The sequence below is a fragment of the Winogradskyella sp. SYSU M77433 genome, assembly GCF_029911945.1.
In the GTDB taxonomy this organism is placed as follows: Bacteria; Bacteroidota; Bacteroidia; order Flavobacteriales; family Flavobacteriaceae; genus Winogradskyella.
Genome location: NZ_JARYTG010000004.1, coordinates 104167 through 126791, shown reverse-complemented (window position 1 = coordinate 126791; position 22625 = coordinate 104167). Strand labels below are relative to the sequence as shown.

General features: G+C 33.2%; 27 protein-coding genes. 12 read left to right on the top strand and 15 right to left on the bottom strand.

Annotated features, from left to right (window positions below; genetic code table 11):
- The first annotated feature begins 57 nt into the window (after positions 1-57).
- From QGM60_RS09350 to QGM60_RS09340, 3 genes are all read left to right on the top strand, one after another.
- The gene (locus QGM60_RS09350; RefSeq protein WP_281139982.1) at positions 58-990 is read left to right on the top strand and encodes a peptidylprolyl isomerase; all 933 of its coding nucleotides are present in this window, start codon (positions 58-60) and stop codon (positions 988-990) included.
- Positions 991-1096: 106 nt separating this feature from the next.
- Positions 1097-1801, top strand: coding sequence for a tetratricopeptide repeat protein (locus QGM60_RS09345; protein WP_281139981.1), 705 nt, complete (start codon positions 1097-1099; stop codon positions 1799-1801).
- A 74-nt stretch (positions 1802-1875) separates the two neighbouring features.
- A complete protein-coding gene (locus QGM60_RS09340; RefSeq protein WP_281139980.1) occupies positions 1876-2295 on the top strand; it encodes a hypothetical protein in 420 nt (139 codons plus the stop codon).
- A gap of 49 nt (positions 2296-2344) precedes the next feature.
- On the opposite strand, the gene QGM60_RS09335 is transcribed toward QGM60_RS09340, so the two are convergent.
- Positions 2345-2905 carry a type 1 glutamine amidotransferase domain-containing protein gene (locus QGM60_RS09335; RefSeq protein ID WP_281139979.1) on the bottom strand — a complete coding sequence of 187 codons (561 nt, stop codon included), beginning with the start codon at positions 2903-2905 and terminating at the stop codon, positions 2345-2347.
- A gap of 288 nt (positions 2906-3193) precedes the next feature.
- Here QGM60_RS09335 and QGM60_RS09330 point away from each other — a divergent pair, with 288 nt between their 5' ends.
- The gene (locus tag QGM60_RS09330; RefSeq protein ID WP_281139978.1) at positions 3194-4666 is read left to right on the top strand and encodes a T9SS type A sorting domain-containing protein; all 1473 of its coding nucleotides are present in this window, start codon (positions 3194-3196) and stop codon (positions 4664-4666) included.
- Positions 4667-4723: 57 nt separating this feature from the next.
- Here QGM60_RS09330 and QGM60_RS09325 read toward each other — a convergent pair whose 3' ends face one another.
- The 6 genes from QGM60_RS09325 to QGM60_RS09300 are packed head-to-tail and all read right to left on the bottom strand — an operon-like array spanning position 4724 to position 9861.
- Positions 4724-5080, bottom strand: coding sequence for a hypothetical protein (locus QGM60_RS09325; RefSeq protein WP_281139977.1), 357 nt, complete (start codon positions 5078-5080; stop codon positions 4724-4726).
- Complete coding sequence (locus QGM60_RS09320) at positions 5073-7484, bottom strand: penicillin acylase family protein (protein WP_281139976.1); 2412 nt, start codon at positions 7482-7484, stop codon at positions 5073-5075. Before QGM60_RS09320 ends, QGM60_RS09325 begins: the two co-directional genes overlap by 8 nt.
- A gap of 57 nt (positions 7485-7541) precedes the next feature.
- A complete protein-coding gene (locus QGM60_RS09315) occupies positions 7542-8024 on the bottom strand; it encodes a CIA30 family protein (protein WP_281139975.1) in 483 nt (160 codons plus the stop codon).
- A 29-nt stretch (positions 8025-8053) separates the two neighbouring features.
- Positions 8054-8350, bottom strand: a complete 297-nt coding sequence (locus QGM60_RS09310; RefSeq protein WP_281139974.1) for a DUF721 domain-containing protein — start codon at positions 8348-8350, stop codon at positions 8054-8056.
- 9 nt (positions 8351-8359) lie between these two features.
- Entirely contained in the window at positions 8360-8785 is a 426-nt protein-coding gene (locus QGM60_RS09305; protein ID WP_281139973.1) for a lipocalin family protein, read from the bottom strand.
- Complete coding sequence (locus QGM60_RS09300; RefSeq protein WP_281139972.1) at positions 8782-9861, bottom strand: DNA replication/repair protein RecF; 1080 nt, start codon at positions 9859-9861, stop codon at positions 8782-8784. The genes QGM60_RS09305 and QGM60_RS09300 overlap by 4 nt, the downstream gene beginning before the upstream one ends.
- A gap of 139 nt (positions 9862-10000) precedes the next feature.
- Between QGM60_RS09300 and QGM60_RS09295 the strand changes: the two genes are divergently transcribed.
- The 8 genes from QGM60_RS09295 to QGM60_RS09260 all read left to right on the top strand — a co-directional run bounded on the left by QGM60_RS09295 (position 10001) and on the right by QGM60_RS09260 (position 16652).
- Complete coding sequence (locus QGM60_RS09295; protein ID WP_281139971.1) at positions 10001-10765, top strand: tetratricopeptide repeat protein; 765 nt, start codon at positions 10001-10003, stop codon at positions 10763-10765.
- A 3-nt stretch (positions 10766-10768) separates the two neighbouring features.
- Entirely contained in the window at positions 10769-11275 is a 507-nt protein-coding gene (gene ribH, locus QGM60_RS09290) for a 6,7-dimethyl-8-ribityllumazine synthase (RefSeq protein ID WP_281139970.1), read from the top strand.
- 241 nt (positions 11276-11516) lie between these two features.
- Complete coding sequence (locus QGM60_RS09285) at positions 11517-11732, top strand: hypothetical protein (RefSeq protein ID WP_281139969.1); 216 nt, start codon at positions 11517-11519, stop codon at positions 11730-11732.
- Between the two features lie 7 nt (positions 11733-11739).
- Complete coding sequence (locus QGM60_RS09280) at positions 11740-12024, top strand: riboflavin synthase subunit beta (RefSeq protein ID WP_281139968.1); 285 nt, start codon at positions 11740-11742, stop codon at positions 12022-12024.
- Positions 12024-13886 carry a DNA mismatch repair endonuclease MutL gene (gene mutL, locus QGM60_RS09275; protein WP_281139967.1) on the top strand — a complete coding sequence of 621 codons (1863 nt, stop codon included), beginning with the start codon at positions 12024-12026 and terminating at the stop codon, positions 13884-13886. Before QGM60_RS09280 ends, mutL begins: the two co-directional genes overlap by 1 nt.
- A gap of 3 nt (positions 13887-13889) precedes the next feature.
- Positions 13890-14711 (top strand): rhomboid family intramembrane serine protease, encoded by an 822-nt coding sequence (locus QGM60_RS09270; RefSeq protein WP_281139966.1) that lies wholly within the window; start codon positions 13890-13892, stop codon positions 14709-14711.
- Complete coding sequence (locus QGM60_RS09265) at positions 14711-15601, top strand: rhomboid family intramembrane serine protease (RefSeq protein ID WP_281139965.1); 891 nt, start codon at positions 14711-14713, stop codon at positions 15599-15601. The genes QGM60_RS09270 and QGM60_RS09265 overlap by 1 nt, the downstream gene beginning before the upstream one ends.
- Before the next feature lie 25 nt (positions 15602-15626).
- Entirely contained in the window at positions 15627-16652 is a 1026-nt protein-coding gene (locus QGM60_RS09260) for an endonuclease/exonuclease/phosphatase family protein (RefSeq protein WP_281139964.1), read from the top strand.
- Between the two features lies 1 nt (position 16653).
- On the opposite strand, the gene QGM60_RS09255 is transcribed toward QGM60_RS09260, so the two are convergent.
- Genes QGM60_RS09255 through QGM60_RS09220 form a run of 8 tightly spaced genes read right to left on the bottom strand, consistent with a single transcriptional unit; the run spans position 16654 to position 22579 of the window.
- Complete coding sequence (locus QGM60_RS09255) at positions 16654-16962, bottom strand: DUF6122 family protein (RefSeq protein WP_281139963.1); 309 nt, start codon at positions 16960-16962, stop codon at positions 16654-16656.
- Between the two features lie 2 nt (positions 16963-16964).
- Positions 16965-17576: a WbqC family protein gene (locus tag QGM60_RS09250; RefSeq protein WP_281139962.1), complete on the bottom strand. Its 612-nt coding sequence runs from the start codon at positions 17574-17576 to the stop codon at positions 16965-16967.
- A 27-nt stretch (positions 17577-17603) separates the two neighbouring features.
- A complete protein-coding gene (gene lepB / locus QGM60_RS09245; protein ID WP_281139961.1) occupies positions 17604-19217 on the bottom strand; it encodes a signal peptidase I in 1614 nt (537 codons plus the stop codon).
- Between the two features lie 35 nt (positions 19218-19252).
- The gene (locus QGM60_RS09240) at positions 19253-19609 is read right to left on the bottom strand and encodes a four helix bundle protein (protein WP_281139960.1); all 357 of its coding nucleotides are present in this window, start codon (positions 19607-19609) and stop codon (positions 19253-19255) included.
- A gap of 13 nt (positions 19610-19622) precedes the next feature.
- Positions 19623-20327 (bottom strand): 4-hydroxy-tetrahydrodipicolinate reductase, encoded by a 705-nt coding sequence (dapB, locus tag QGM60_RS09235; protein ID WP_281139959.1) that lies wholly within the window; start codon positions 20325-20327, stop codon positions 19623-19625.
- Position 20328: 1 nt separating this feature from the next.
- Positions 20329-20919, bottom strand: coding sequence for a DUF5683 domain-containing protein (locus tag QGM60_RS09230; RefSeq protein ID WP_281139958.1), 591 nt, complete (start codon positions 20917-20919; stop codon positions 20329-20331).
- Positions 20909-21811, bottom strand: coding sequence for a ParB/RepB/Spo0J family partition protein (locus tag QGM60_RS09225; protein ID WP_281139957.1), 903 nt, complete (start codon positions 21809-21811; stop codon positions 20909-20911). Before QGM60_RS09225 ends, QGM60_RS09230 begins: the two co-directional genes overlap by 11 nt.
- Positions 21812-22579, bottom strand: coding sequence for an AAA family ATPase (locus tag QGM60_RS09220; RefSeq protein ID WP_281139956.1), 768 nt, complete (start codon positions 22577-22579; stop codon positions 21812-21814).
- Positions 22580-22625: the final 46 nt, after the last annotated feature.

Below are 22625 nucleotides of genomic sequence, written 5' to 3'. Positions count from 1 at the left end.
GCTTCCTACTTAAAACAGAACTTCGTATCTTTGCAGCCTGAAACAAAAGAAAATAAAATGCAAGACGGTTTATACGCAAAATTCAACACCTCTAAAGGTGAGATAATAGTAAATTTAGAGTTCGAAAAAACACCTGGTACAGTAGGTAACTTCGTGGCTTTAGCAGAAGGAAATTTAGAAAATTCAGCGAAGCCTCAAGGTACACCGTACTACGATGGATTAAACTTCCATAGAGTTATACCAGACTTTATGATTCAAGGTGGTTGTCCTCAAGGTACAGGTACAGGAAATCCTGGTTACAAATTCGATGATGAGATTCACCCAGATTTAAAGCACGATGCTCCTGGTAAATTATCTATGGCAAATGCTGGTCCTGGTACTAACGGTAGCCAATTCTTTATTACGCACGTAGAAACACCTTGGTTAGACGGAAAACATACGGTTTTTGGTAGTGTTGTTGAAGGCCAAGATATCGTTGATGCTGTTGCGCAAGGAGATAAAATAGAGAGTTTAGAGATTATTAGAGAAGGTGAGGCGGCAAAGAACTTTAATGCAGTTGAAGCATTTAGAACCTTTGAAGGTGCTCGCGAAAAGCGTTTAGCGGCAGAAAAAGAAGCTGCAAAAGCTGAGTTAGATAAATTAGCAGCAGGTTTTGAGGAAACAGCTTCAGGTTTGCGTTACCAAATCATTCAAAAAGGTAATGGTAAAAAAGCTGAAAAAGGAAATATGGTTTCTGTACACTACAAAGGTCAGTTAGCTGATGGTACAGTATTCGATTCATCATACAAAAGAAACTCTCCAATAGATTTTCAGGTTGGAGTAGGACAAGTAATTCCAGGTTGGGATGAAGGTATTTGCTTATTAAACGTAGGCGACAAAGCACGTTTGGTAATTCCAAGTAACCTAGGTTATGGAGCTGCTGGTGCAGGAGGTGTAATTCCACCAAATGCAACTTTAGTTTTTGATGTAGAGCTAATGAACATAAAATAAGCCGAATTCAACACAGAATACGGTAACAAAATTGAATAAAAATCGTCTCACTTTATAGTGGGACTTTTTTTATGCCTATATTATAAACAATCCACATTTTTCTAAAATGAAAACCAATACATTACTCTTTACGCTATTACTATTTGCTGTTTTCAGTTGTTCTAAAAATGTTGAATATAGTGAAGCTTTCAAAAAGGAAACTTCAGGTAAATATTTATACACCCAAGATGATCTTCTAGAAGTTTATTATGAGGACAATGATCTTTATTTAAAATGGCGTGGTGCAGAAAAGATTAAGCCTGTAGTATTGAGTAGAGATGAATTTTTTGTAGCAGATATGTATAAAAAATTACGTTTCACAAAACATCCTGATACTAAAGAACACTACATATCCATTGTGCCTGAAGAAGAAGGAAAAGCTATAACTTATGACTATCTCAAAGTTTCAGACAATTATAAAACTCCAAGTCAATATTTGCAAGATGGCAATTATGAAAAAGCATTACAAGGTTTTCTAAAAATAAAACAAGCGGATTCTACGAGTATTGCAATAAGAGAACGTAGTTTTAATCAAATAGGTTATGATTTTTTAAGAGATAAAAAGTATGAGGAGGCCATAGAAGTTTTTATAATCAATAAGGAATTATATCCTAATAGTTCTAATGTCTACGATAGTTTAGCTGATGCCTATTTACGAAATGGTGATAGCCTGAAAGCTTATGAAAATTATAGCAAGTCTTTAGAGTTAGGAAACCCTAATATGAAAGCTATTAATTTTGTAGATATATATCGTAAGAAACTAGAAGAGTAAGAAATTTTCTAAACAAAATTACACTTAAGCGAAATAATTTTTATTTAAGTCTTAAATAGGCTTTATTTGAGCCTATGCAAAGTATTAAAGATACGGACTTCTACGATGATGTCCTTAAGGAGTTGAATTATAGTTTTGGTAATGTCTTTATTTTATCAGGAATTATAGTATCAGAAATGAATGAAGGAGTTGTTTTCTCATGGGAGGAACATGCTAATCAAATAGTTAAGGATGTTATCAATTTTACAGGTTCTGATGGAAGTGATATAGTTTATATTTCTCATAGAATTAATTCCTATTCGGTAGTACCGACAGATTGGTTAAAGTTTTTTAAGAATTTTAGCTTAAAGGGATATGGGATAGTTTGCTATAAGAATGTGGGTTTTTTTAATGTCGTGATAGAGAATCTTTTCTTCACCAAAAAAATCAGGAGATTTGGTAATTTAGAAGAGGCTTTATTATGGGTGAAATTTTTGGATACCGTTGAAACATAAAAAAAGTGGATGATATCATCCACTTTTAATTTGTCTATAGTTTAAAGGCTTACGCCATCTGCATTTCATGCTTACCTTCGTTAACTTCTTCAATTAATTTAGAATTGAAAATAGGCAAATCATTAGGGTTTCTGCTTGTTACTAAACCTTCGTCTACAACAACTTCACTATCTTCCCATTTAGCGCCAGCATTAACCATATCTCTTTTAATTGAACTGAAAGATGTAATTTTACGACCTCTTAAAACGTCTGCTTCAGCTAAAATTTGTGGTGCGTGACAAATTGCTCCGACAGGTTTTTTAGCATCAAAAAATGATTTTACAAAACGTATTGCTTTTTCATTTCTTCGTAATTGATCTGGATTAATGACACCTCCAGGTAACATTAAAGCATTGTAATTTTCTTGTGAAACTTCATCTATAGTCTTGTCAACTTTGTATTCGTTACTCCAGTTTCCATTTGCCCATCCTTTAATGTTTCCAAGCTCTTCTGAAACAATATGGACTTCAGCACCTGCTTTTGTTAAGGCTTCCATAGGTTCTTTAAGTTCGCTTTCTTCAAATCCGTTTGTGGCTAATATAGCAACTGTCTTTTTATTTAAATTTTCCATGATATTATTGGTTTTATAGTTATTAATTCGATTCATTATAAAGTTACTAACATCATAACTTAAATACGAATTTATAAGGAGGCTTAACGTGGATTTAGTATGGTTTGTTAAAGCTTATATATAATGTGTTAAATTATCAAGTAAGTGTTAAACAAATTAACTTATTGAAGTCGATAGTTTTTCGATGGTATATTGAATATTCAGAAAATTCCTATAAAAAATTGCTTTTTTAACAGTTCTTCTAAGCATGATTCTATAACTTTAGAAAAAACTTAAAAATTATTTAATATGAAAAAAATTCTACTCAGTTTATTTGTAAGTATTTGTTTTGGTAGTGTCTTGATTGCTCAGGGCTACACAACTCCAGGCACAGGTTTGGTGTATAGCTTAGATGACCTTGTGACGGACAGCCCATCAACTATTTCGGTGTCAGGCACAACTTACACATTAGTTGACGACCTTACCATTTCCGCAGGTGATACATTACTAATAGATTCAGATATTACCTTAGAAATAGGAGAAGATATAAGAATCACTGTTTTTGGTGTTTTTAATGTTGATTCGAATAGTGTAGTGTTCACTGCAATAGATCCAACCTTACCTTATGATGGTTTTAGGTTTGAAGAGTTTTCGGATATCAATATTCAAAATGCTACAATACAATATGGTGGTGGACTACGTGTACTTACGGAAACGTTTACGATAAATAACTCTACACTGACTAACAATGTTTCTGGTGTATCTACAGGTAGTGTTATTTCACTTTCAAGGGGAATGCCACAAATTACTAATAACACTATTACTTTTAATGAAACACCAGCTATAAGTTCTGGTGCAACTAATCAGGTGTCTCCTTATATTTTTAACAACTATATAGAAGGCAATAATCAGGCTAATAGTAATCGTCCGCAAATAAATATGGGAACAACTTTACCAGGCGACCCTATTCAAATTATTCAAAATACAATTAAAGGTGATCCTAATATAGATCAAGCTGGAGGTATAGCAGTATCTAATTTTGTAGGAGGTGCTATTAATGCTATTATAGATGATAATATAATTTATGATAATCGTTATGGTATTGCTATTATGGGTAATAACTCTTTTGCATATATAAGAAATAACATTATTGAGGATAATAACACTCAAGGTAGTCCTAATTTAGGTGGTAGTGGAATTTCATTAAACACGTCTTCTGCAGGAATGGATGTTATTGCCAGTGGTAATCAGATTAGAGGCAATCTTTGGGGAATCACATTGCAAGGAGAAGCTTCTATTAATTTAGGAGATGGTTCTAGTAATGTTGGTGAAAATGTGTTTTCTGATAATGGTAATGGTGGTGTTATATATGCGCTTTACAACAACACTTCCAACCCTATTATGGCAATGGGTAACTGTTGGGATGAAGACAATGCGCCAAACACACTGGCAGATGCTGAAGCTGTAATTGTGCATCAAAATGATATTTCATCATTAGGTTTGGTAACATTTGATCCTGTAAACTGTGCATTTTTATCTGTTGATGAAGTTAGTGTAAATGATATCAAGATATTTCCAAATCCGACTTCTGGTCAAGTAACACTTTCAAATAATATTGATTATAACCAAGTGAATGTTTATAGTGTTGAAGGTAAATTGATTCTTAACAAATCATTAGTTGTTGGAGATAATAATTTAACCCTAAACTTAAATTCAGGTTTGTACTTATTAGAATTTGAAGGTTCAAATACAAAATCAACCCAAAAGTTGATAGTCCAATAGTAACCCGTTAAATTCAATCAAATTAAAAAAAGCTTTACTTTTTACGGTAGAGCTTTTTTATTTTTTGTTTAAAATCGTTTTTATTTGCTTTCCTAAAATAGCAGATATACCAGCTGCTAATCCTCCAACTATTCCGCTAACTAGCATCAGTAAATAAGGATTACCACCTAGAGGTAATAACACAGCAATTTTCTTAGCAAGAAGAAAATCATTTGCACTACTTAATATAAAACTGTAGCAAAACCAAAACAGCAGAATTGCTAAAAACGGAGTGAAAAACACACTAAACCTTTTCAGTGGAATTAACAAAGCGGTTACAAAAGAAGCAACCATTACAGACCACCATGGCAAAACCAATGCTAATAAATAAGCAAGTACAATAGTGAGTATAAAGTTTAAAATATTCTTATTCATGAGGTACTAGTATTTGAGTGCCTATAATAGCATCTGTTTTCTGATTGTTTTGTAAAAAGTTTAGGCTGTGGTATTCTCCCTTTGCCCAATCATCAATAAAATTATCATAGTATTTACTGCCTGGGTTTCCAGATTGTCCACCAGGATAAATGCCTAAAGCTGTTGGTGGTGATGTCATTTCAACAATCATTCGCCATGATGGGCCCCAATTTTCAGAAGTTGCATTTACGATATTTTTTCCACCACCAATAGGAATGTCAAATCTAGAAAATGCAGGAAGTGCTTGTAGCAAATGACCAACAAAAGTACCTTTATAATTCACCCATTTTAAATTCCCGTGCTCTTTCTTCCGAGCAGTAAGTTCCTCTACAGCTTTAGAAAAACTAATTCTGAACAAATCTTCGGCATTTTCTTTTTTAGGTGTGTCAACAATATCCATAAACGCATCATCACCTTTATGTTTTAAAAGATAAATAGATTGGTAAGTGTAAGGTGACATTAGTGCAGTGCTATCAACTTCAAATTCATCCCAAAGTGTGGTGTAAAGCTCTTTCCACCAAGTACTCCAGATACTTGGACCAACTTCATCCATATCATTATTATACTGCCATTTTTTTGCCATATCATAGATCTTCTTTTCTTCTTTTGAAAAATTAGACGTATCCATATGCTCTAGCATATATGGCATAAGTTCAGCAGCTTTTAGATTGTAATTATTGTTGTGTAAATCCTTGAAATCTTGAATAGAGAAAGTTTCCTTTGAATTAAAAAAATCATTAATAACACGATTTCTATAGGTTTCATAACCGTCATTGTAAACAAAATAAGGATAGGCTTCATCAACAGGATGTTGATTGGCAGAACTAACAAAACCGCGCTCAGGATTTTTAGTATGAGCATTGAATTGCTGAGGAATAAAACTTTGCCAGTCATTTTCAGATTTGCTTCCATCCATAACAAATTTACCCTGACCTTCCCATTTGTTAGGAAACAAGCCTTGAATCCAAAGTGCTATGTCTCCTTCTGTGGAGGCAAAAACAAAATTTTGAGCTGGTGCAACCCAATGGCTTAAGGCATCAACATAATCATCATAATTTTTTGCCTTGTTAAGTTTCAAAAAGGTTTTTTGTCCATTTCCAGGAATGTAGCCTGTCCATTGCATAGCATAACCGGCTAATTCTTCTTCAGATTTAAAGTTTTTGTCAAAGACCACAGGTCCGTGATGTGTGTATAAAACCGAATCCTTAAAAGAAGGTTTCCCTTTAATTTTTATGTCTTCAACTCTTACGGTTACATCTTTCCATTCGTCATCAAATTTATATTTTGTTCGGTCCTCGTTAAATTCAATTTTATACCAATCAATAACATCTCTTGTTGCATTTGTTTCTCCCCAAGCTATATGCTGATTAAAACCTGATATTACAGCTAAAGCTCCCGGAATTGTAGCGCCAAAAGCATTGTGATTAGGTGTGCTCAATTGCATAACATACCAAATAGAAGGGAGGTTTAAACCTAAATGAGGGTCATTGGCTAAAATTGGATGACCAGAATAGGATTTTTCACCCGAAACAGCCCAGTTATTACTACCGTAGTTTGGATCAGGTCGGTCAATATTTTCGGAAATGGAATCTATAAGAATTTCTGAATCAGGATGTGGTGTTTGAGGTGCATCAATAAAGCTCCAGTCCGTTTCCTTTGGAATGATAGGATCCGTAACATCAAAAAAATCAGGGAATAATAAATCGAAGCGTTCTTTTCCGAATAATCTTAAAGCATTTGTGTTTTCTATATCTTCATCACCACCAGCAAGCATTTTTGTCATGTACATTAGCAATAATGCTGTTTTTTTAGGTGTCCAAGCTTCGGGTTTGTAATCTAGTAATTTGTATTCTACAGGATAATCTTTCGGGTCTAATTGATTGATATAGCTATTAACACCAGCAGCATAAGCCTCTACAATGGCCATTGTTTCTTGGTCTTGAGACATCTTTTTAACGGTTTGCTCAGCACCATAACCCATACCTCGTCGTCGTTCTTGTCTGTCGTAGTTTAAGGCGGCTTCACCTATAATTTCAGATAAGCGACCTGCAGATGCATAAGTTTGAAATTCCATCTGCCAAAGTCTATGTTTAGCAGTGAGGTAGCCTTGAGCTCGGTATAAGTCCAAATCATTTTTTGCAAACACATGCGGAATCAATTGCTCATCATAATGTACGGTAACTTCCTCTTTTAAATCAGGAATTTGAATTTTTCCACTGGTGGTTTCGTCAGTTTCATTTTGCCACACACCAGAATAAGGGTTTAAAAACTTGCCAATTGGCGGAATTGATCCCAGCTTGGTGTTCAGTGCATAAAAAATGCCTATAGTTAAAACTAAAGACACTATAAGTTTAAAGTACTTCATATGTTGAAATGAATAAGTATCTAAAAATACAAATATTATGGATAAATGTAATAGCTCTTATTCTAAGCTGATGGAATCAATAAGTAACTTAAAATTTTCAGCTTTTTTATTACTAATTAGAAATGAGACTTCTTCTATTTGTTGACCTTCAAAATTTGGAAGGTCCAGTGATTTACCTCGGTAAGTGGCCGACATTTTAGAAAAAGGAATTTCAATAGTTTGCCATTTTTCGTTGGTAGAAAACTTGTACTTATAGGAGTGATTATTGCTTTGTTTGTCCTTTACTCTTAATTGATAATCCTTGCCATCACCTTTAATTTTTATGATGAATTTTGAAAAAGAAGACGTATTTAAGGTATTGAACTTGTAGTGTAAAGAAGAAAAACCACCATTGTTTTCAAGAGAAACTTTGCCTGAGAATTTACCATGCCCATTCTTGCTCAGAGAAAATGTTCCGTTGGATTCTCCTCCCATTACAACATCATCAATAATAGTCCAATCGTTTATATCAGTAAAGGTGTTGAAGTTGAAGAGGGTCATTTAAAAATGTAGTTTTTTTGAAATTTAATCTATCTCAAAACAAGCTTTTTAACCACATCTTTGCCAATAGATTCATTAAGCATTTTTACAATCTTTTCGTTGCCATAGCTCAACTCTTCACGTAAAACACTACTACTTAATTGTACGTATAGTGTTTCGTGTTTTAATTCAATAGCTGTAGTGTAGTTGTTAACACCGTTGCCCATAAGATTGGCCCAAGCTTCACGAACGTTGACTTTATCCAAGCCTTGTTCCAAATTATTAGTCTGGACAAATTCTTTAAGAATATCTTCAATCGATTGGTTGTCGTTGTTACGTTTAGACATAGCTTTTTTTTATTCCTCTACATCCAATTGTATTGGATTGTAGCGTTTATATAAATATACGATTTTGTTTTTGTTTATCACTTTTAGGGTTTCAGAAGAGGCATCCAAAACGGTTTCTTTCCAATTATCGTAAGGTGTACTGTAATATAAGTTTAAACTATCGTTTTCAATTTTTAGGATTAATTTTTCGGCATCATCAGAAGTGAAATACGTATCATTAATACCTGGTTTTAACTTTTTTCTGTAACCTTTAAGACTGTCTTGATCAAGATGAATATAATCAACAGTATCACTGAATTTATATTCCTTTTTGTCGCCTGTAGGCATAGTCACCGATTCAATTTCCCAATAGCCTTCAAGGAGAGGAACAAATTCTTCAGGATTTTTTGAACAGCTTAAAATTACTAAGCATAATAGCCATAAGTAATGTCTCATAACTTGAAAATTTTATAGGATTGGTGCGTTTGTTTTATCACGTCTTCGGTACGCTCGGCATGTGTGTCGCTAATAAATATTTGTCCAAAATGATCATCGTCCACAAGGTTAATAATTTGAGCCACTCGGTTTTCATCGAGTTTATCAAAAATATCATCAAGCAATAGAATGGGTGAAACACCACTTTGTTGTTTTATAAAATCGAACTGAGCCAATTTTAAGGCAATAAGAAATGATTTTTGTTGTCCTTGACTTCCAAACTTTTTAATAGGGAAATCATCAATAGTAAACACTAAATCATCCTTGTGAGTACCGACACTAGTGTATTGTAAAGCTTTGTCTTTGTTGAGATTTTGAGCTAGTAATGTGCTTAGTTCATTATCAAATAAATCACTTTTATACTTCAGGTCAATAGCTTCCTTACTTTGACTAATGGCTTCATAACGTTCCTTAAAGATAGGAATGAATGTGTTTAGAAAAGCATCTCTTTTTTTGAAAATTTCAGTACCATAAGTATGCAATTGTTCATTGTAAATAGAAAGCGTATCTGCATTAAACGTATTGTTTAAAGCAAAATATTTCAATAAGGCATTACGTTGCGAAAGTACCTTGTTATAATTGATTAATTCCGATAGATAAGTCTTATCACTTTGAGAAATTACACTGTCTATAAACTTACGTCTGGTGTCACTGCCTTCAATGATTAAGTCTCGATCGGCAGGAGAGATAATTACTAAAGGAATAAACCCAATATGCTCACTAAACTTTTCGTAAGGTTTACCGTTTCTTTTTATAACTTTTTTCTGTCCGCGTTTTAGGGATACGATTATTTTTTCCTCACGCTCATTCTTCGTGAAATTACCATCTACTACAAAAAAATCAGTGTCGTGCTTTATATTTTGAACCGCAATAGGATTAAAATAACTTTTACCAAAAGCGAGGTGATAAATAGCATCTAAAGCATTGGTTTTTCCTATTCCGTTGGCACCAACAAAACAATTTATTTTGGTGTCAAAATCAAAAACCTGACTTTCAAAATTCTTATAATTAACTAAAGATAACGTGTTTAGATTCATAAAAGAGGAACGATTTTCCTATTTTTAGAGGTGTAGCAAAGCGTTTTTTTCTCTCAAAAATTATTCAAAAATAACAAATAAATAGGCTTTTAAATCCCAATAAAAATTTTATTTTTGCGCACGCATTAAACGACAAGATATGGCAACGTATAAGAAAAGAGGCTATAAACCAAAAACTCAAAAGGAGAAGGAAGAAGTTGTAGAGGAAGCTTCAACAACAGCAGAGGTATTTAATACTTTAGATGAAGGTGCTTCTAAAACCGAAGAGTGGGTTGTTAAGAATCAAAACTACATAATTGGTGTTATTGGAGCGATTGCTGTAATCGTTTTAGGTTATTTAGGTTACGAAAAATTTGTAGCAGAGCCAAACCAAAAAGAAGCTATGAACGAAATGTACACAGCTAAAAAGTATTTTGATGATGCAGCAAGTGGTATTTCTTCAGATTCACTTTACCGTATGGCCATTGAAGGTGGAGAAGGTAAGTTTGGTATGACGGATATCGCAAGCGAATATAGTGGTACACCAGCTGGAAATCTTGCAAACTATTATGCAGGTATGGCTTATTTAAATCTTAAAGATTACCAACAAGCTATTGAATATTTAGATGCATTTTCTAGTGATGATAAAATGTTAGGACCAATTGCTAAAGGTGGTATTGGTGACGCGTTTGTTCAATTAGATCAATTAGATAAAGGTTTAGAGTATTACGAAAAAGCCTTTAAAGCAAATACTAACGACTTTACAACTCCGCTTTATTTATTAAAAGCAGCTAGAGTAGCGCTTGATTTAGGTGAAAATCAAAAAGCATTAGATTATCTAAAACGTATAGAATCTGAGTTTTCTGAGTCTACTGAAGCAGGTCAAGTTGAGGTTTTAATAGGAAAAGCAGAAGCAAGCTTATAAAATATGGCTACGGCAAATCATAATTTATCGAACTACGATAAAGCAACAATCCCAAACGCGAAAGACTTTCGGTTTGGGATTGTTGTTTCAGAATGGAATGACAATATAACCGAAGGACTTTGGCAAGGTGCTTTTGATGCCCTTATAGATTGTGGTGCGGTAAAAGAAAATATTGTCCGTTGGAATGTTCCTGGAACTTTTGAATTAACCTACGGAGCTGCCAGAATGTCTAAAAGCATTTATGCCGATTCTGGAATGTTAGACGCTATTATTGTAATAGGTTGCGTTATTCAAGGTGAAACCAAACATTTCGATTTTGTTTGTGAAGGTGTTACCCAAGGTATTAAAGATCTTAACTTAACAGGGGATATTCCTGTTATTTTCTGTGTGCTAACAGATAATAATATGCAGCAGTCTATTGATCGTTCTGGTGGAAAACACGGTAATAAAGGCACCGAGGCAGCTATTGCAGCTATAAAAATGGCAGAGCTAAGAAAGCAGACGAAGTAGTTTCCAGTTTTTGGTGTTTAGTTCCTGGTATTCTGTGTAAAACATAGGCTTAATAATTAGCCTTTTAATAAACAACTTTACACTTTAAACTCTACACTTAAGACTTTGTTACTATAATACTTTTCAACCTTCCAACTTCATAATGGCATCCTTTTTGTTAATAATTTTAAGGAATCCTTAAGTGAATTTTCCTTGTATTTTAAGTACTTTTGGGGATATTTCAGGTTTAAATAATAGGTGTTTGTTCAATCAAAGAAAAAATAAACGTTTTACTTATAAACCTCGCTTTCAGGATTCTGATGAAAAAGAGTCGAAAGACGACTTCGAGACTAAATGGAATAAAGCTAAAGAAAATAATAAACGACGCGGTAATATCTTTACCTCATTACCAGCTTTAATTATCATGTTAGTATCGCTTTTTGTTTTAATGTATATTCTTGAAGGATATATAAAATAAGGATATTATGGGATTAATGAAATTGAAAAAAAATAAGAAGTTTAATTATAAGCCTCGTTATTATAAAGGAGATGGAAATCCTTATGAGCTAAAACATAAGTTTGATGATTACAGAACTACTGTAAATCCAGCAAAAGGTCTTAAGGGGAAATTTAACGCAGCCATAGATGATTATAATCATAATAGAGATGAAAACGTTAACAGACGTGTTCTTATTATTGTCGGCATTTTAGTGTTGTTATTCTTGCTTATCATTGGTTTCGACCTTTCTATTTTCTTGCCCAATAGCTAATGACAGATATTATTCAACTTTTACCAGATCATGTTGCTAACCAAATTGCGGCAGGTGAGGTGGTACAACGACCAGCTTCTGTTGTTAAGGAACTTTTGGAAAACGCGATTGATGCTGAAGCTTCTGAAATTAAATTAATTATAAAAGATGCTGGAAAAACGCTTGTTCAAGTCATTGATAACGGCAAAGGCATGAGCGTTACTGATGCGCGACTGTGTTTTGAGCGTCATGCAACTTCAAAAATTAAATCTGCTGAGGATTTATTCCAATTGAATACAAAAGGGTTTCGTGGTGAAGCATTAGCTAGTATTGCTGCTATTGCGCATGTGGAATTGAAAACCAAACGACCAGATGATGAGTTGGGTACAGCTATAGAAATCGAAGGAAGCAAAGTGACTTCTCAAGAGGTTACGGTAACTCCAACCGGAACTTCAGTCGCCGTAAAAAACCTTTTTTTTAATATACCTGCTCGTCGTAATTTCTTAAAATCAGATACTGTAGAATTGCGTCATATCACAGATGAATTTCATCGTGTAGCATTGGCGCATCCCTCTATTGCATTTGCTTTTTATCATAACGGTAGTGAATTATTCAACGTGCCACAAGAGAATTACAGACAACGTGTGGTTCATATTTTTGGTGCTAAAACCAATGAAAAATTAGTGCCTGTTGAAGAAGAAACCGAAGTCCTAAAAATTTCAGGATTTGTTGGTAAACCTGAGTATTCCAAAAAGACCAAGTCAGAGCAATTCTTTTTTGTGAATCAGCGCTTTATAAAAAGTCCGTATCTCAACCACGCCCTTAGTTCAGCTTTTGAAGGTCTATTGAAAGATGGTTATCACCCAAGCTATTTTTTGAATCTTACGGTAGATCCAAAATCTATAGATATTAATATCCATCCAACAAAAACAGAAATAAAATTTGATGATGAGCATACACTTTATGCCATATTAAGATCGGCTGTAAAGCATAGTTTAGGCCAATTTAATATTGCACCTGTGTTGGATTTTGAACAACAAAGTAGTTTCGACACTCCATATAATTATAAAGATAAAGTAGCTACTGCACCAAAAATAGAAGTCGATAGAAGTTTTAATCCGTTTGCAGATGACAAGCCTATAGAGCGTAAGCAATCATCTTTTCAAAGAACTGCTTTTAAACAAGCGCCTACAGCATCTTGGGAAAGTTTGTATGTTGGTTTAGAATCAAAAGGTAACGGGTCAGATGACGATTTTAGTCAAGTTACTTTTGAAAGCGATTCTAAAACAGCTTCTGTTTTTGATGAGAATTCTGTAGAAACAACAAAGACAACCTTTCAGTTACAGCAAAAGTATATTGTAAGCACGCTTAAATCGGGAATGCTTGTTATAGATCAAAATAGAGCGCATCAGCGTATTTTATATGAAAATTTTCTAAAGCACATAACTATTAAAGAAGCAACAAGTCAGCAGTTATTGTTTCCGCTTCAGTTGCACTTTACACCGAATGAGACTAAAATTATAGAAGAATTAAAAGAAGATTTAGAGCATACGGGTTTTGTGTTTTCAGAATTAAATAACAAAGAAGTTACCATAACAGGTGTGCCAATTGGTGTACCCGAAAGTGAAGTGTCTATCATTTTAGAACAACTTATTAGCGATGTGGAAAATGATGTGCCAGACGCTAGTTTTAGTGCTGCAGATTTATTGGCAAAATCTATGGCAAAAAGTTTAGCCATTAAAAATGGACAAACGCTTAACGGAACTGAACAGGAGCATATGGTAAACAGTTTGTTTGCTTGTAAGGAACCTAATGTATCACCAACTAACCGACCAACATTTATCACAATGGCAGTTGAGGATATTGAAAAGAAATTTATGTAATATATGAGATTTAATATAACAGATGCGGTTAAGCATCTTATCATAATTAATGTTGTGATGTTCATTGGAACAATCACATTAGGTAATGGTCATTTATTTGATACATTATTTACAATGTATTTTCCTACCAATGATTTATTTAAGCCTTGGCAGGTTATAACTCACATGTTTATGCATGGCGGACCAGCTCATATTTTTTTCAACATGTTTGCCCTTTGGATGTTTGGTACACCTGTGGAGCAAAGATTAGGGACTAAAAAATTTTTATTTATATATTTTTCAGCAGGTTTTGGAGCACTTCTTTTTCAATTAGGTTACTATTACTATGATTACTTTTCTGCAATGCAGGTAGTATCAGAGCTAGGAATGAATAGTGAGTTATTGCATAAGATTATGAATATAGATGCATTAGATGGAGAATATATAAGAGGAGAAATATTACATCAAAAAATGATACCTTTTCTGAACGAGTATAACTTTACTAATAATATTAATGATAATCAATTTAAAGCATTATTTGACTTAAACATTGTTAATAGAAGCGCCATGGTTGGTGCATCTGGTTGTATTATGGGAATATTAGCAGCCTTTGGTATGATGAATCCTAATGCAAAGTTGATGCTTATATTCCTACCTATTCCTATTAAGGCTAAGTATTTTATACCTGGATTAATTCTTCTAGATATAATATCAGCACTTACAGGTCAATCTTTCTTTAGTCCAAGTAATACAGCTTATATGGCGCACGTAGGTGGAGCTGTAATTGGATTTATAATCATGTACTTCTGGAAAAAGAATGATATGAATAAATACCGTTGGAATTAATGAGTAGTTTAGATAATATAAAAATTAAACTAACTAATTTTTCAATTAGTGAAAAGTATATCATTATAAACTGTGCTGTATTTGCAATTATTGCTATTGTAAATGCATTGTACTTTCTTTTTGCGGATAATCATTTGAGATTTTTTCAAGATTTTTTTGCATTACCAGCAGATATTGGAGTTTTAATAACTAGGCCTTGGACACTATTTACATATTTTTTTACTCATTTTAGCTTTAGACATCTATTTTCGAATATTATAGCTCTGTTCTTTTTCGGAAGGATATTTTTGATTTTTTACAATAGTAAACAGTTTTTAAAGCATTATATATTTGGTGGGCTTTTTGCAGGTTTAATATTTATAATTTCGTACAATTTATTTCCAGCACTAATAGAAAAAAAAGCAATACTTGTAGGTGCTTCAGCTTCCATTTTTTCAGTTCTTTTTGGTGCTACAGCTACTAGCCCATATTATAATTTTAACTTATTGGGGATATTCAAGATACCACTTTGGGTAATTTCATCCTTATACACTTTGTTATTTATATCTTCTTTACCCTATGCCAATTCTGGCGGAGAATTAGCACATTTAGGAGGTGCATTTTTTGGATATTTTTATGCTTTAGAATTAAAAAAAGGAAAAGATATTGGCTCAGGTTTTGAGCGTATGATGGATACTATCGCTAGTTGGTTTAAACCAAAATCTAATCTAAAAACTGTTCATAGAAGGCAAGGTAGGTCTAAAACCAAAATGGCTGGTAAAACTAAGCAAGAGTTTGATACGTATAATAAGCAAAAGAAGATCGATTTAATTCTTGATAAAATAAGCAAAAGTGGCTACGAAAGTTTAACAGCTGAGGAAAAAGAGTTTTTGTTTCGAGCAGGAAAGTAACAGTATTTTTGTTTAAAAAACTAATATGAAAAAGCTGAAATTTGTAAATAAAATAATTTTTGTGGTCAATTCATTGGCAGCATTTTTATTGCTTATTTCATATATTTTACCGTACATACCTCCAAAAAGTTTTGCAACATTATCCGTTTTAAGTCTTAGTGTCCCCTTGCTTATAATACTCAATCTTTTATTTTTCTTGTATTGGTTGCTTAAGGTGAAAAAACAGTTGCTTCTTTCACTCATTGTACTACTTCTTGGTTGGAGTCATATTACTTCTATGTATAAGTTTTCTAGTTCTAAAAATGTTAAAGACTCGGATGATTTTTCTGTGATGACATTTAATGTTAGGTTGTTCAATAGATTCGGTTGGTTGCCTAATATACATGTAAAAGAGGATATTGTAAAGCTTATTAAAACAGATAAACCAGATATTGTTTGCCTTCAAGAATATAGTAGAGGAAAAAACCCGATAAAAAATCTTGATGGCTATTATAATTTTAATGCAACTTATACAAAAGATGCGAAAGGTGGTCAGACTATATTTTCGAAATTTCCTATTATAAATTCAGGTTCATTAGAATTTCAAAACACATATAATAATGCCATTTTTGTAGATGTAGTTAAAGGGAAAGATACACTTAGGGTTTATACTTTACATTTACAATCTGCTGGTATTAGGACAGATGTAGATAATCTAAAACGAGAAACTTCTAGTCATTTATTTAAGCAAGTTGGAGCAACTTTTAAAGCTCAACAAGAACAGGTGGAATTGTTTTTAGATCATAAATCTAAATGTAAATACAAGACCATAATAACAGGTGACTTTAATAATACGGCATATTCTTACATCTATAAAGAAATAAAAGGTGAAGACTATGTAGATACGTTCGAAGAAGCTGGTAATGGTTTTGGTAGAACTTTCGATTTCAAATTCTTTCCCTTACGTATCGATTTTATTTTAGCGGATGAAGATTTTACAGTTAATGGTTTTAAAACCTATGATGTAAAACTCTCTGATCACTACCCAATTAAAGCAACGCTCAAACTTTAATTCACATTAATAGGCAATCTGTTGTGTCAGCTAATATGTGAATGGTTAGCCCAATGCCTATTAATCTAGTTTTTTTAGGAATGAGTAATAAGCAATAGATAATGATGGCGTAATACGAATGTAACGGATGAAAATTGATACTACATCTGTTGGAATTAAAAATAGGATTTGCAAGAAGGTGATCTAAATCAATTAGCATTCCTAAAAGCATTATGCCATAAGCTTTCAACCAAAAACTTCTGAAAAATAATACCGCTATCAAAAGCGGTAATCCAAAATGGATACCATAATGAATTGTAGATTGAACCATTATTAAGGCTTTTGTTTTTGTAGATACAATTCTGTATTGGGGCCTTTATTAAATAACAAATCTAGTATGCTCAAGTTAGTTATAAACCCATGCTTATCAGTGAAGACTTGAGTGTATGGTGAAAGTGTCTCTGCTTTATAGTTTCTATTGACTAAGTTTCTGAAATCAGTTACTTGATCTGGATCTTTTTCAAAAACTTTAGTTTTGGTTACGTTGATTTCTAATTGAAGGCAATCCTTTAATATTTCAATACAATTCAAATTTAGGTCTAATATGAAGTCGAATTGATTCTCAAACAAAGGCATTAAATCATCAATATAGTATTCATAAAAAGGCGACATACTATAAGCCGATTGTAATGATTTAAGATGCTGTTGTTGCCATAATCCGTCGTTAGCTATGGCAACATCTTTGTAGAGCTGCCTATTCTTTTGAGTGTAACTCACAGGAACAGTTAATGCCAGTTTACCGTTAGCTGAATATATTTCAGCTCTATTTCTAAAGCTTTGTTTTTGATAATTATCGCAGACTTCAAAAATAACTCCATCAGAATTAACCATAGCCACAAAATGAGCAACATTAGGAAAATATGTAGGATGTAGAAGACAACTCATCTTGTCTTTTTAGTTTAGAAATGAGATTTAGGCTTTGGCCTTCTTTTTCTTTCTCCATTTGTTGAAAAAGGTAAGTCCTAAAACAACAACTATAAAAGGAATGAAATAAGAGGTGCGTTCACCATTTCCGCTTACAGTTGTAAAGATTCTGTCCCATCTGAAACTCCAGTTTTTTATACCGTCGTTTATACCATCAATGCTCATCCAAATGAATACAGGTTTACCAAAAATATGATTGTAAGGTACAAATCCCCAAAATCTACTGTCAATAGAATTGTGTCTATTATCTCCCATCATCCAGTAGTAATCTTGCTTAAAGGTGTAAGAAGTTGCAGGCTGGTCGTTTATAAAAATCTGATTTCCTCTAGTAACTACAGTATTACCTTCATATTCTGATATGGCACGTTTATAAAGCGGTAGATTTTTAGAAGTTAAGTTAACCGTTTTACCTTTTTTAGGAATCCAAATGGATCCAAAGTTGTCAATATTCCAATTGTAACTTTGGTCTTGAGGAAAGATATTTTCTCTTTCTCCAGAGGCTCTTCTAACAGGTTTTGTACTTGCAACGTTTGGTTGGACTTTTAACTGATTTATAGCCTCTTCTGTTGCTGCAAAAATTCTATAGGTACCATCATTATTTAATCCAGCTCCATCAGTAATACCTAATTTCTTTAATAATTCAAAAAATCTAATTTGTTCGCCTTGACTTCTAATAGGTTGTTTCAATGTAATATCATAAGAAAATTGAAGCTTAGCTCTATTTGGAAGTACATTCTGTTTTCCATTTATAAAAACATAACCATTTTTTATTTCGAGAGAATCACCAGGTAAACCAACACATCGTTTTACTAAATTAGTTTTCTTGTCTATTGGCTTGTAGTAATTACGATCTGGATTAAAAACATTCATATCCAGAAGCGTATCTGCAGGCTGATTGAACACTACAATATCGTTGCGTTCTACATCTTCAAAACCTGGTAGTCTGAAATATGGTAACTGTAGCTTATTCATCCATGATGTATTACGTTTTCCGTATTCATCATTGAATAAATAAGATTTGATACCTAACTTAGGAATAGTATCGTGTACCATTGGTGCAGCGACAGTGGTCATAGGTGTTCTTGCACCATAATGAATTTTACTTACTATTAAAAAGTCGCCAACCAAGAGTGATTTTTCCAAAGACGAAGATGGAATAACAAACGGTTGAAAAAAGTAAGTATGTACTATTGTAGCAGCAACTATAGCAAATAGGATAGAGGTGATCCATTCGCCAGTAGAGGTCTTAGGTTTTAGCTTTCTGTCTTTGATAAATTGAACATCAGTTGCATAATTCAAATAGTATAAATAAAAGCCTAGAGTTACAATACACAAAAGTGCATCAACTTTAGAATCTTTACCAAAAGCTCTTGCAGTTTCTACCCAAGCAGCTGGAATCATGATAAGATTTACAATTGGTAAAAACATTAAAATAACCCACCACCAAGGACGCGTTATAATTTTCATTAGAACGACTGCATTATACACAGGAACAAATGCTTCCCATGCTTGTCTTCCTGCTTTTATGTAGAGTTTCCATGTGCCTAAACCATGGATGATTTGTAATACTATTAGAAAAATAAACCACTGCGTCCAGCTCATAATTTTATAAATGATAATTGTCTAATGACAAATGATTAATTGTTAAGGTTCAAATTTGCAGTTTTTCTTGATGATATAAAAATCCTTGTAAGTTCATCTGCTTCATTTAACAAAGATTTACAATTGCTCGAAGGTAAGAGTTTTTCGTCAATAATGAATTCTAGCCAGAAATGACTTTCATCAATTTCTTCTATAACAATACTTATTTTAGAAATAAAACTACGCTTAGACTGAGCAATACAAGTAGCTCTGTAATTGGCAGCTACAGATGTAGAGCATCTAATAAGTTGCTTTTTTATATGGTTGGATAAATAATTATCTGGTAATATTGAGGCTAACTTTACAACATTGTGCGCAAAGATTTTTGTTCTATGCTTTAAGTCATTCTTCATTAAACATTAGTCATTAACCATTAATATTTAACACATCTTTCATATTAAAGATGCCTTTTTTTCCTTGTATCCATTCTGCTGCAATAACAGCTCCCATAGCAAAACCTTGTCTGCTGTGCGCTGTGTGCTTTATGCTTATGGAATCTATTTCAGAATTATAAGTGATTTCATGAGTACCAGGAACACCTTCAATACGTTTGGCTTCAATGTGTATTTCGTTAGATTTAGGAAGGTCTAATGTCCAATTCGTATATTCAGTTTGCTTTATAATATCTTCAGCTAAAGTTATAGCTGTTCCACTAGGAGCATCTAGTTTTTGTGTATGATGAATTTCTTCCATTTCAGTAGAGTACTCTGTGAAATTAGACATCATCTCTGCTAATTTTTTATTAATCTCGAAAAAGATATTGACTCCCAAACTGAAATTTGAAGCATATAGAAAAGCTCCATTTTTTGAATTGCAATACGCAACAATTTCATCATACTTATCTAGCCAACCTGTTGTACCCGAAATAACAGGAACATTAGCATCTAGAGCGCGTTTAATATTGTCAATGGCAGTTGAAGGTAAACTAAAGTCGATAGCAACATCTGTTGTAGAAAAATCAAAGTCGTTTGTGCTGCTAGTAGCTTTTAAAGAAATGTTATGATTACGATCTATGGCAATAGCTTCAATGCTTTTACCCATTTTACCGTAGCCTAATAATGCTATATTCATTTTAAAATTTAAAATTCATAGTTAAACCCAAATCAGATGTGTTTTCCATCTGATTATATTGGTAATGTGGTCTGAAGCTTAAGTTTTCGTCAACATTAAACTGAAGTAAATGCGCATCAACATTGGCATCGATGATGTTTAGTGCGTATAGACCAAAAGTAACCAATAAGGAAACCTCCTTGTTTCTTCGGAATTGTTCTTGTGCTCTAATGAGACCTTCGTCGGAAACAACATTTTGAAATTCATCGTCTGTAAAACCAGCTAAACGTCTTTTATAAGCATCTCTATAGCGGTCGAACTGTTTGTCATTTCTAACATAGAAATAAATACCAGTACCAATAGCACCCCAAACAAGTGGGATTTTCCAATATCTTTTATTGTAGGCTTGTCCTAAACCAGGTAAGATAGCAGAATAAAAAGCCGCTTTAGAAGGTCTTAAAGGATCAATTTCTTTTTTGGTAACAAGATCTTCCTCAAGAACAACAACCTCATTAGTTAAACCAAGACTATCTTTTACTTTTTCCTGTTGTGAAAAAGCATAGAATACTGAAAAAAGACACAGTAAAACAGTGAAAACATGTTTATTTGGCACTTTGTACTAATTTTTTAATACGATTAAAATCTTCCTCAGAATGGAATGGAATAGAGATTTTACCACTACCATTCTTAGACATTTTAACGTCTATTTTATGTCCAAAGTATTCAGAGAATTCTTTTATTCCTTTTTTAATATGTTTAGGAACTTCTGTAGGTGTAGATTCTGTTTTTTCAGGACTTTCAGAATTTAAGTTTTTAACTAATTGCTCTGTTGCTCTAACAGATAGTTTATTACTAATAATTTTTTCATAAACTTCTAACTGATCCACTTGGCTTTCAATATTTACCATGGCTCTACCATGTCCCATACTTATAAAACCATCACGCATTCCTGTTTGAATGATTGGATCTAATTTTAATAAGCGTAAGTAGTTGGCTATTGTAGAACGTTTTTTACCAACACGATCACTCATTTGTTCTTGTGTTAGATTAATCTCATCAATAAGTCTTTGATAAGATAAAGCAATTTCTATTGGGTCTAAATCTTGACGTTGAATGTTTTCAACCAATGCCATCTCAAGAGACTCTTGGTCGTTAGCAATACGTATGTAAGCAGGAATAGCTTCTAGACCAATTAATTTAGAAGCTCTAAAACGACGTTCACCAGATACTAGTTGGTATTTGTTAAACGCTAATTTTCTAACCGTTATTGGTTGTATAACACCAAGTTCTCTAATTGACGACGCTAATTCGCGTAGTGTTTCTTCATTAAAATTTGTTCTAGGTTGAAAAGGGTTAACCTCAATACTGTCAATTTCTAGTTCAACAATATTACCTACAACTTTATCTGCGTTAATATCTTCAGCAGAATTTATATCATTTTCTGGATCTTTCAATAAAGCAGAAAGTCCTCGTCCTAGTGCTTGCTTTTTCGTTGCCTTCGCCATTTACTTTTCATTTTTGTTTATCAACTCCTTGGCTAAATTCAAATAATTTACTGCTCCTTTACTGCTTACATCATAGTTGATTATACTTTCTCCATAACTTGGTGCTTCACCCAAACGTACATTACGTTGAATGATAGTATCAAAAACCATATCACTAAAATGCTTTTGTACTTCTTCAACAACTTGGTTAGATAAGCGCAAGCGCGAATCGTACATGGTCAGTAGCATACCTTCAATGTCTAACGATTGATTATGGATTTTCTGTACACTTTTAATAGTATTTAACAGTTTGCCTAAACCTTCAAGTGCAAAATATTCACATTGAATAGGAATAATCACTGAGTCAGATGCTGTTAAAGCATTAAGTGTTAATAAACCTAAAGAAGGCGCACAATCAATCAGAATATAATCATATTCCGATTTTAAGTCAACAATAGCCTTCTTAAGCATATACTCACGTTCGTCCTTGTCTACCAATTCAATTTCAATAGCAACAAGATCAATATGTGCAGGTATGACATCAACGTTTGGAGCGTTAGAAGCTACAATAGCTTCTTTAGCAGTTAGTGTGTGTTCTAATACCTGATACGAGCCAATCTCTACCGTGTCTACATCTAGACCAAGACCAGAACTGGCATTGGCTTGAGGATCAGCATCTATAAGTAGGACTTTTTTCTCTAGAGCTCCCAAGGAAGCAGCTAAATTTACTGAGGTTGTTGTTTTACCAACACCACCTTTTTGATTAGCAATTGCAATGATTTTACCCATTAAATGATTTGGTTTATTAAGGGTTTAAAAATACGATTATTTATCA

What these genes read in the sequence shown, in the direction of transcription:
- QGM60_RS09350 (WP_281139982.1), top strand. Translation starts at nt 58, where the DNA reads ATGCAAGACGGTTTATACGCAAAATTCAACACCTCTAAAGGTGAGATA.
- QGM60_RS09345 (WP_281139981.1), top strand. Translation starts at nt 1,097, where the DNA reads ATGAAAACCAATACATTACTCTTTACGCTATTACTATTTGCTGTTTTC.
- QGM60_RS09340 (WP_281139980.1), top strand. Translation starts at nt 1,876, where the DNA reads ATGCAAAGTATTAAAGATACGGACTTCTACGATGATGTCCTTAAGGAG.
- QGM60_RS09335 (WP_281139979.1), bottom strand. Translation starts at nt 2,905, where the DNA reads ATGGAAAATTTAAATAAAAAGACAGTTGCTATATTAGCCACAAACGGA.
- QGM60_RS09330 (WP_281139978.1), top strand. Translation starts at nt 3,194, where the DNA reads ATGAAAAAAATTCTACTCAGTTTATTTGTAAGTATTTGTTTTGGTAGT.
- QGM60_RS09325 (WP_281139977.1), bottom strand. Translation starts at nt 5,080, where the DNA reads ATGAATAAGAATATTTTAAACTTTATACTCACTATTGTACTTGCTTAT.
- QGM60_RS09320 (WP_281139976.1), bottom strand. Translation starts at nt 7,484, where the DNA reads ATGAAGTACTTTAAACTTATAGTGTCTTTAGTTTTAACTATAGGCATT.
- QGM60_RS09315 (WP_281139975.1), bottom strand. Translation starts at nt 8,024, where the DNA reads ATGACCCTCTTCAACTTCAACACCTTTACTGATATAAACGATTGGACT.
- QGM60_RS09310 (WP_281139974.1), bottom strand. Translation starts at nt 8,350, where the DNA reads ATGTCTAAACGTAACAACGACAACCAATCGATTGAAGATATTCTTAAA.
- QGM60_RS09305 (WP_281139973.1), bottom strand. Translation starts at nt 8,785, where the DNA reads ATGAGACATTACTTATGGCTATTATGCTTAGTAATTTTAAGCTGTTCA.
- QGM60_RS09300 (WP_281139972.1), bottom strand. Translation starts at nt 9,861, where the DNA reads ATGAATCTAAACACGTTATCTTTAGTTAATTATAAGAATTTTGAAAGT.
- QGM60_RS09295 (WP_281139971.1), top strand. Translation starts at nt 10,001, where the DNA reads ATGGCAACGTATAAGAAAAGAGGCTATAAACCAAAAACTCAAAAGGAG.
- ribH (WP_281139970.1), top strand. Translation starts at nt 10,769, where the DNA reads ATGGCTACGGCAAATCATAATTTATCGAACTACGATAAAGCAACAATC.
- QGM60_RS09280 (WP_281139968.1), top strand. Translation starts at nt 11,740, where the DNA reads ATGGGATTAATGAAATTGAAAAAAAATAAGAAGTTTAATTATAAGCCT.
- mutL (WP_281139967.1), top strand. Translation starts at nt 12,024, where the DNA reads ATGACAGATATTATTCAACTTTTACCAGATCATGTTGCTAACCAAATT.
- QGM60_RS09270 (WP_281139966.1), top strand. Translation starts at nt 13,890, where the DNA reads ATGAGATTTAATATAACAGATGCGGTTAAGCATCTTATCATAATTAAT.
- QGM60_RS09265 (WP_281139965.1), top strand. Translation starts at nt 14,711, where the DNA reads ATGAGTAGTTTAGATAATATAAAAATTAAACTAACTAATTTTTCAATT.
- QGM60_RS09260 (WP_281139964.1), top strand. Translation starts at nt 15,627, where the DNA reads ATGAAAAAGCTGAAATTTGTAAATAAAATAATTTTTGTGGTCAATTCA.
- QGM60_RS09255 (WP_281139963.1), bottom strand. Translation starts at nt 16,962, where the DNA reads ATGGTTCAATCTACAATTCATTATGGTATCCATTTTGGATTACCGCTT.
- QGM60_RS09250 (WP_281139962.1), bottom strand. Translation starts at nt 17,576, where the DNA reads ATGAGTTGTCTTCTACATCCTACATATTTTCCTAATGTTGCTCATTTT.
- lepB (WP_281139961.1), bottom strand. Translation starts at nt 19,217, where the DNA reads ATGAGCTGGACGCAGTGGTTTATTTTTCTAATAGTATTACAAATCATC.
- QGM60_RS09240 (WP_281139960.1), bottom strand. Translation starts at nt 19,609, where the DNA reads ATGAAGAATGACTTAAAGCATAGAACAAAAATCTTTGCGCACAATGTT.
- dapB (WP_281139959.1), bottom strand. Translation starts at nt 20,327, where the DNA reads ATGAATATAGCATTATTAGGCTACGGTAAAATGGGTAAAAGCATTGAA.
- QGM60_RS09225 (WP_281139957.1), bottom strand. Translation starts at nt 21,811, where the DNA reads ATGGCGAAGGCAACGAAAAAGCAAGCACTAGGACGAGGACTTTCTGCT.
- QGM60_RS09220 (WP_281139956.1), bottom strand. Translation starts at nt 22,579, where the DNA reads ATGGGTAAAATCATTGCAATTGCTAATCAAAAAGGTGGTGTTGGTAAA.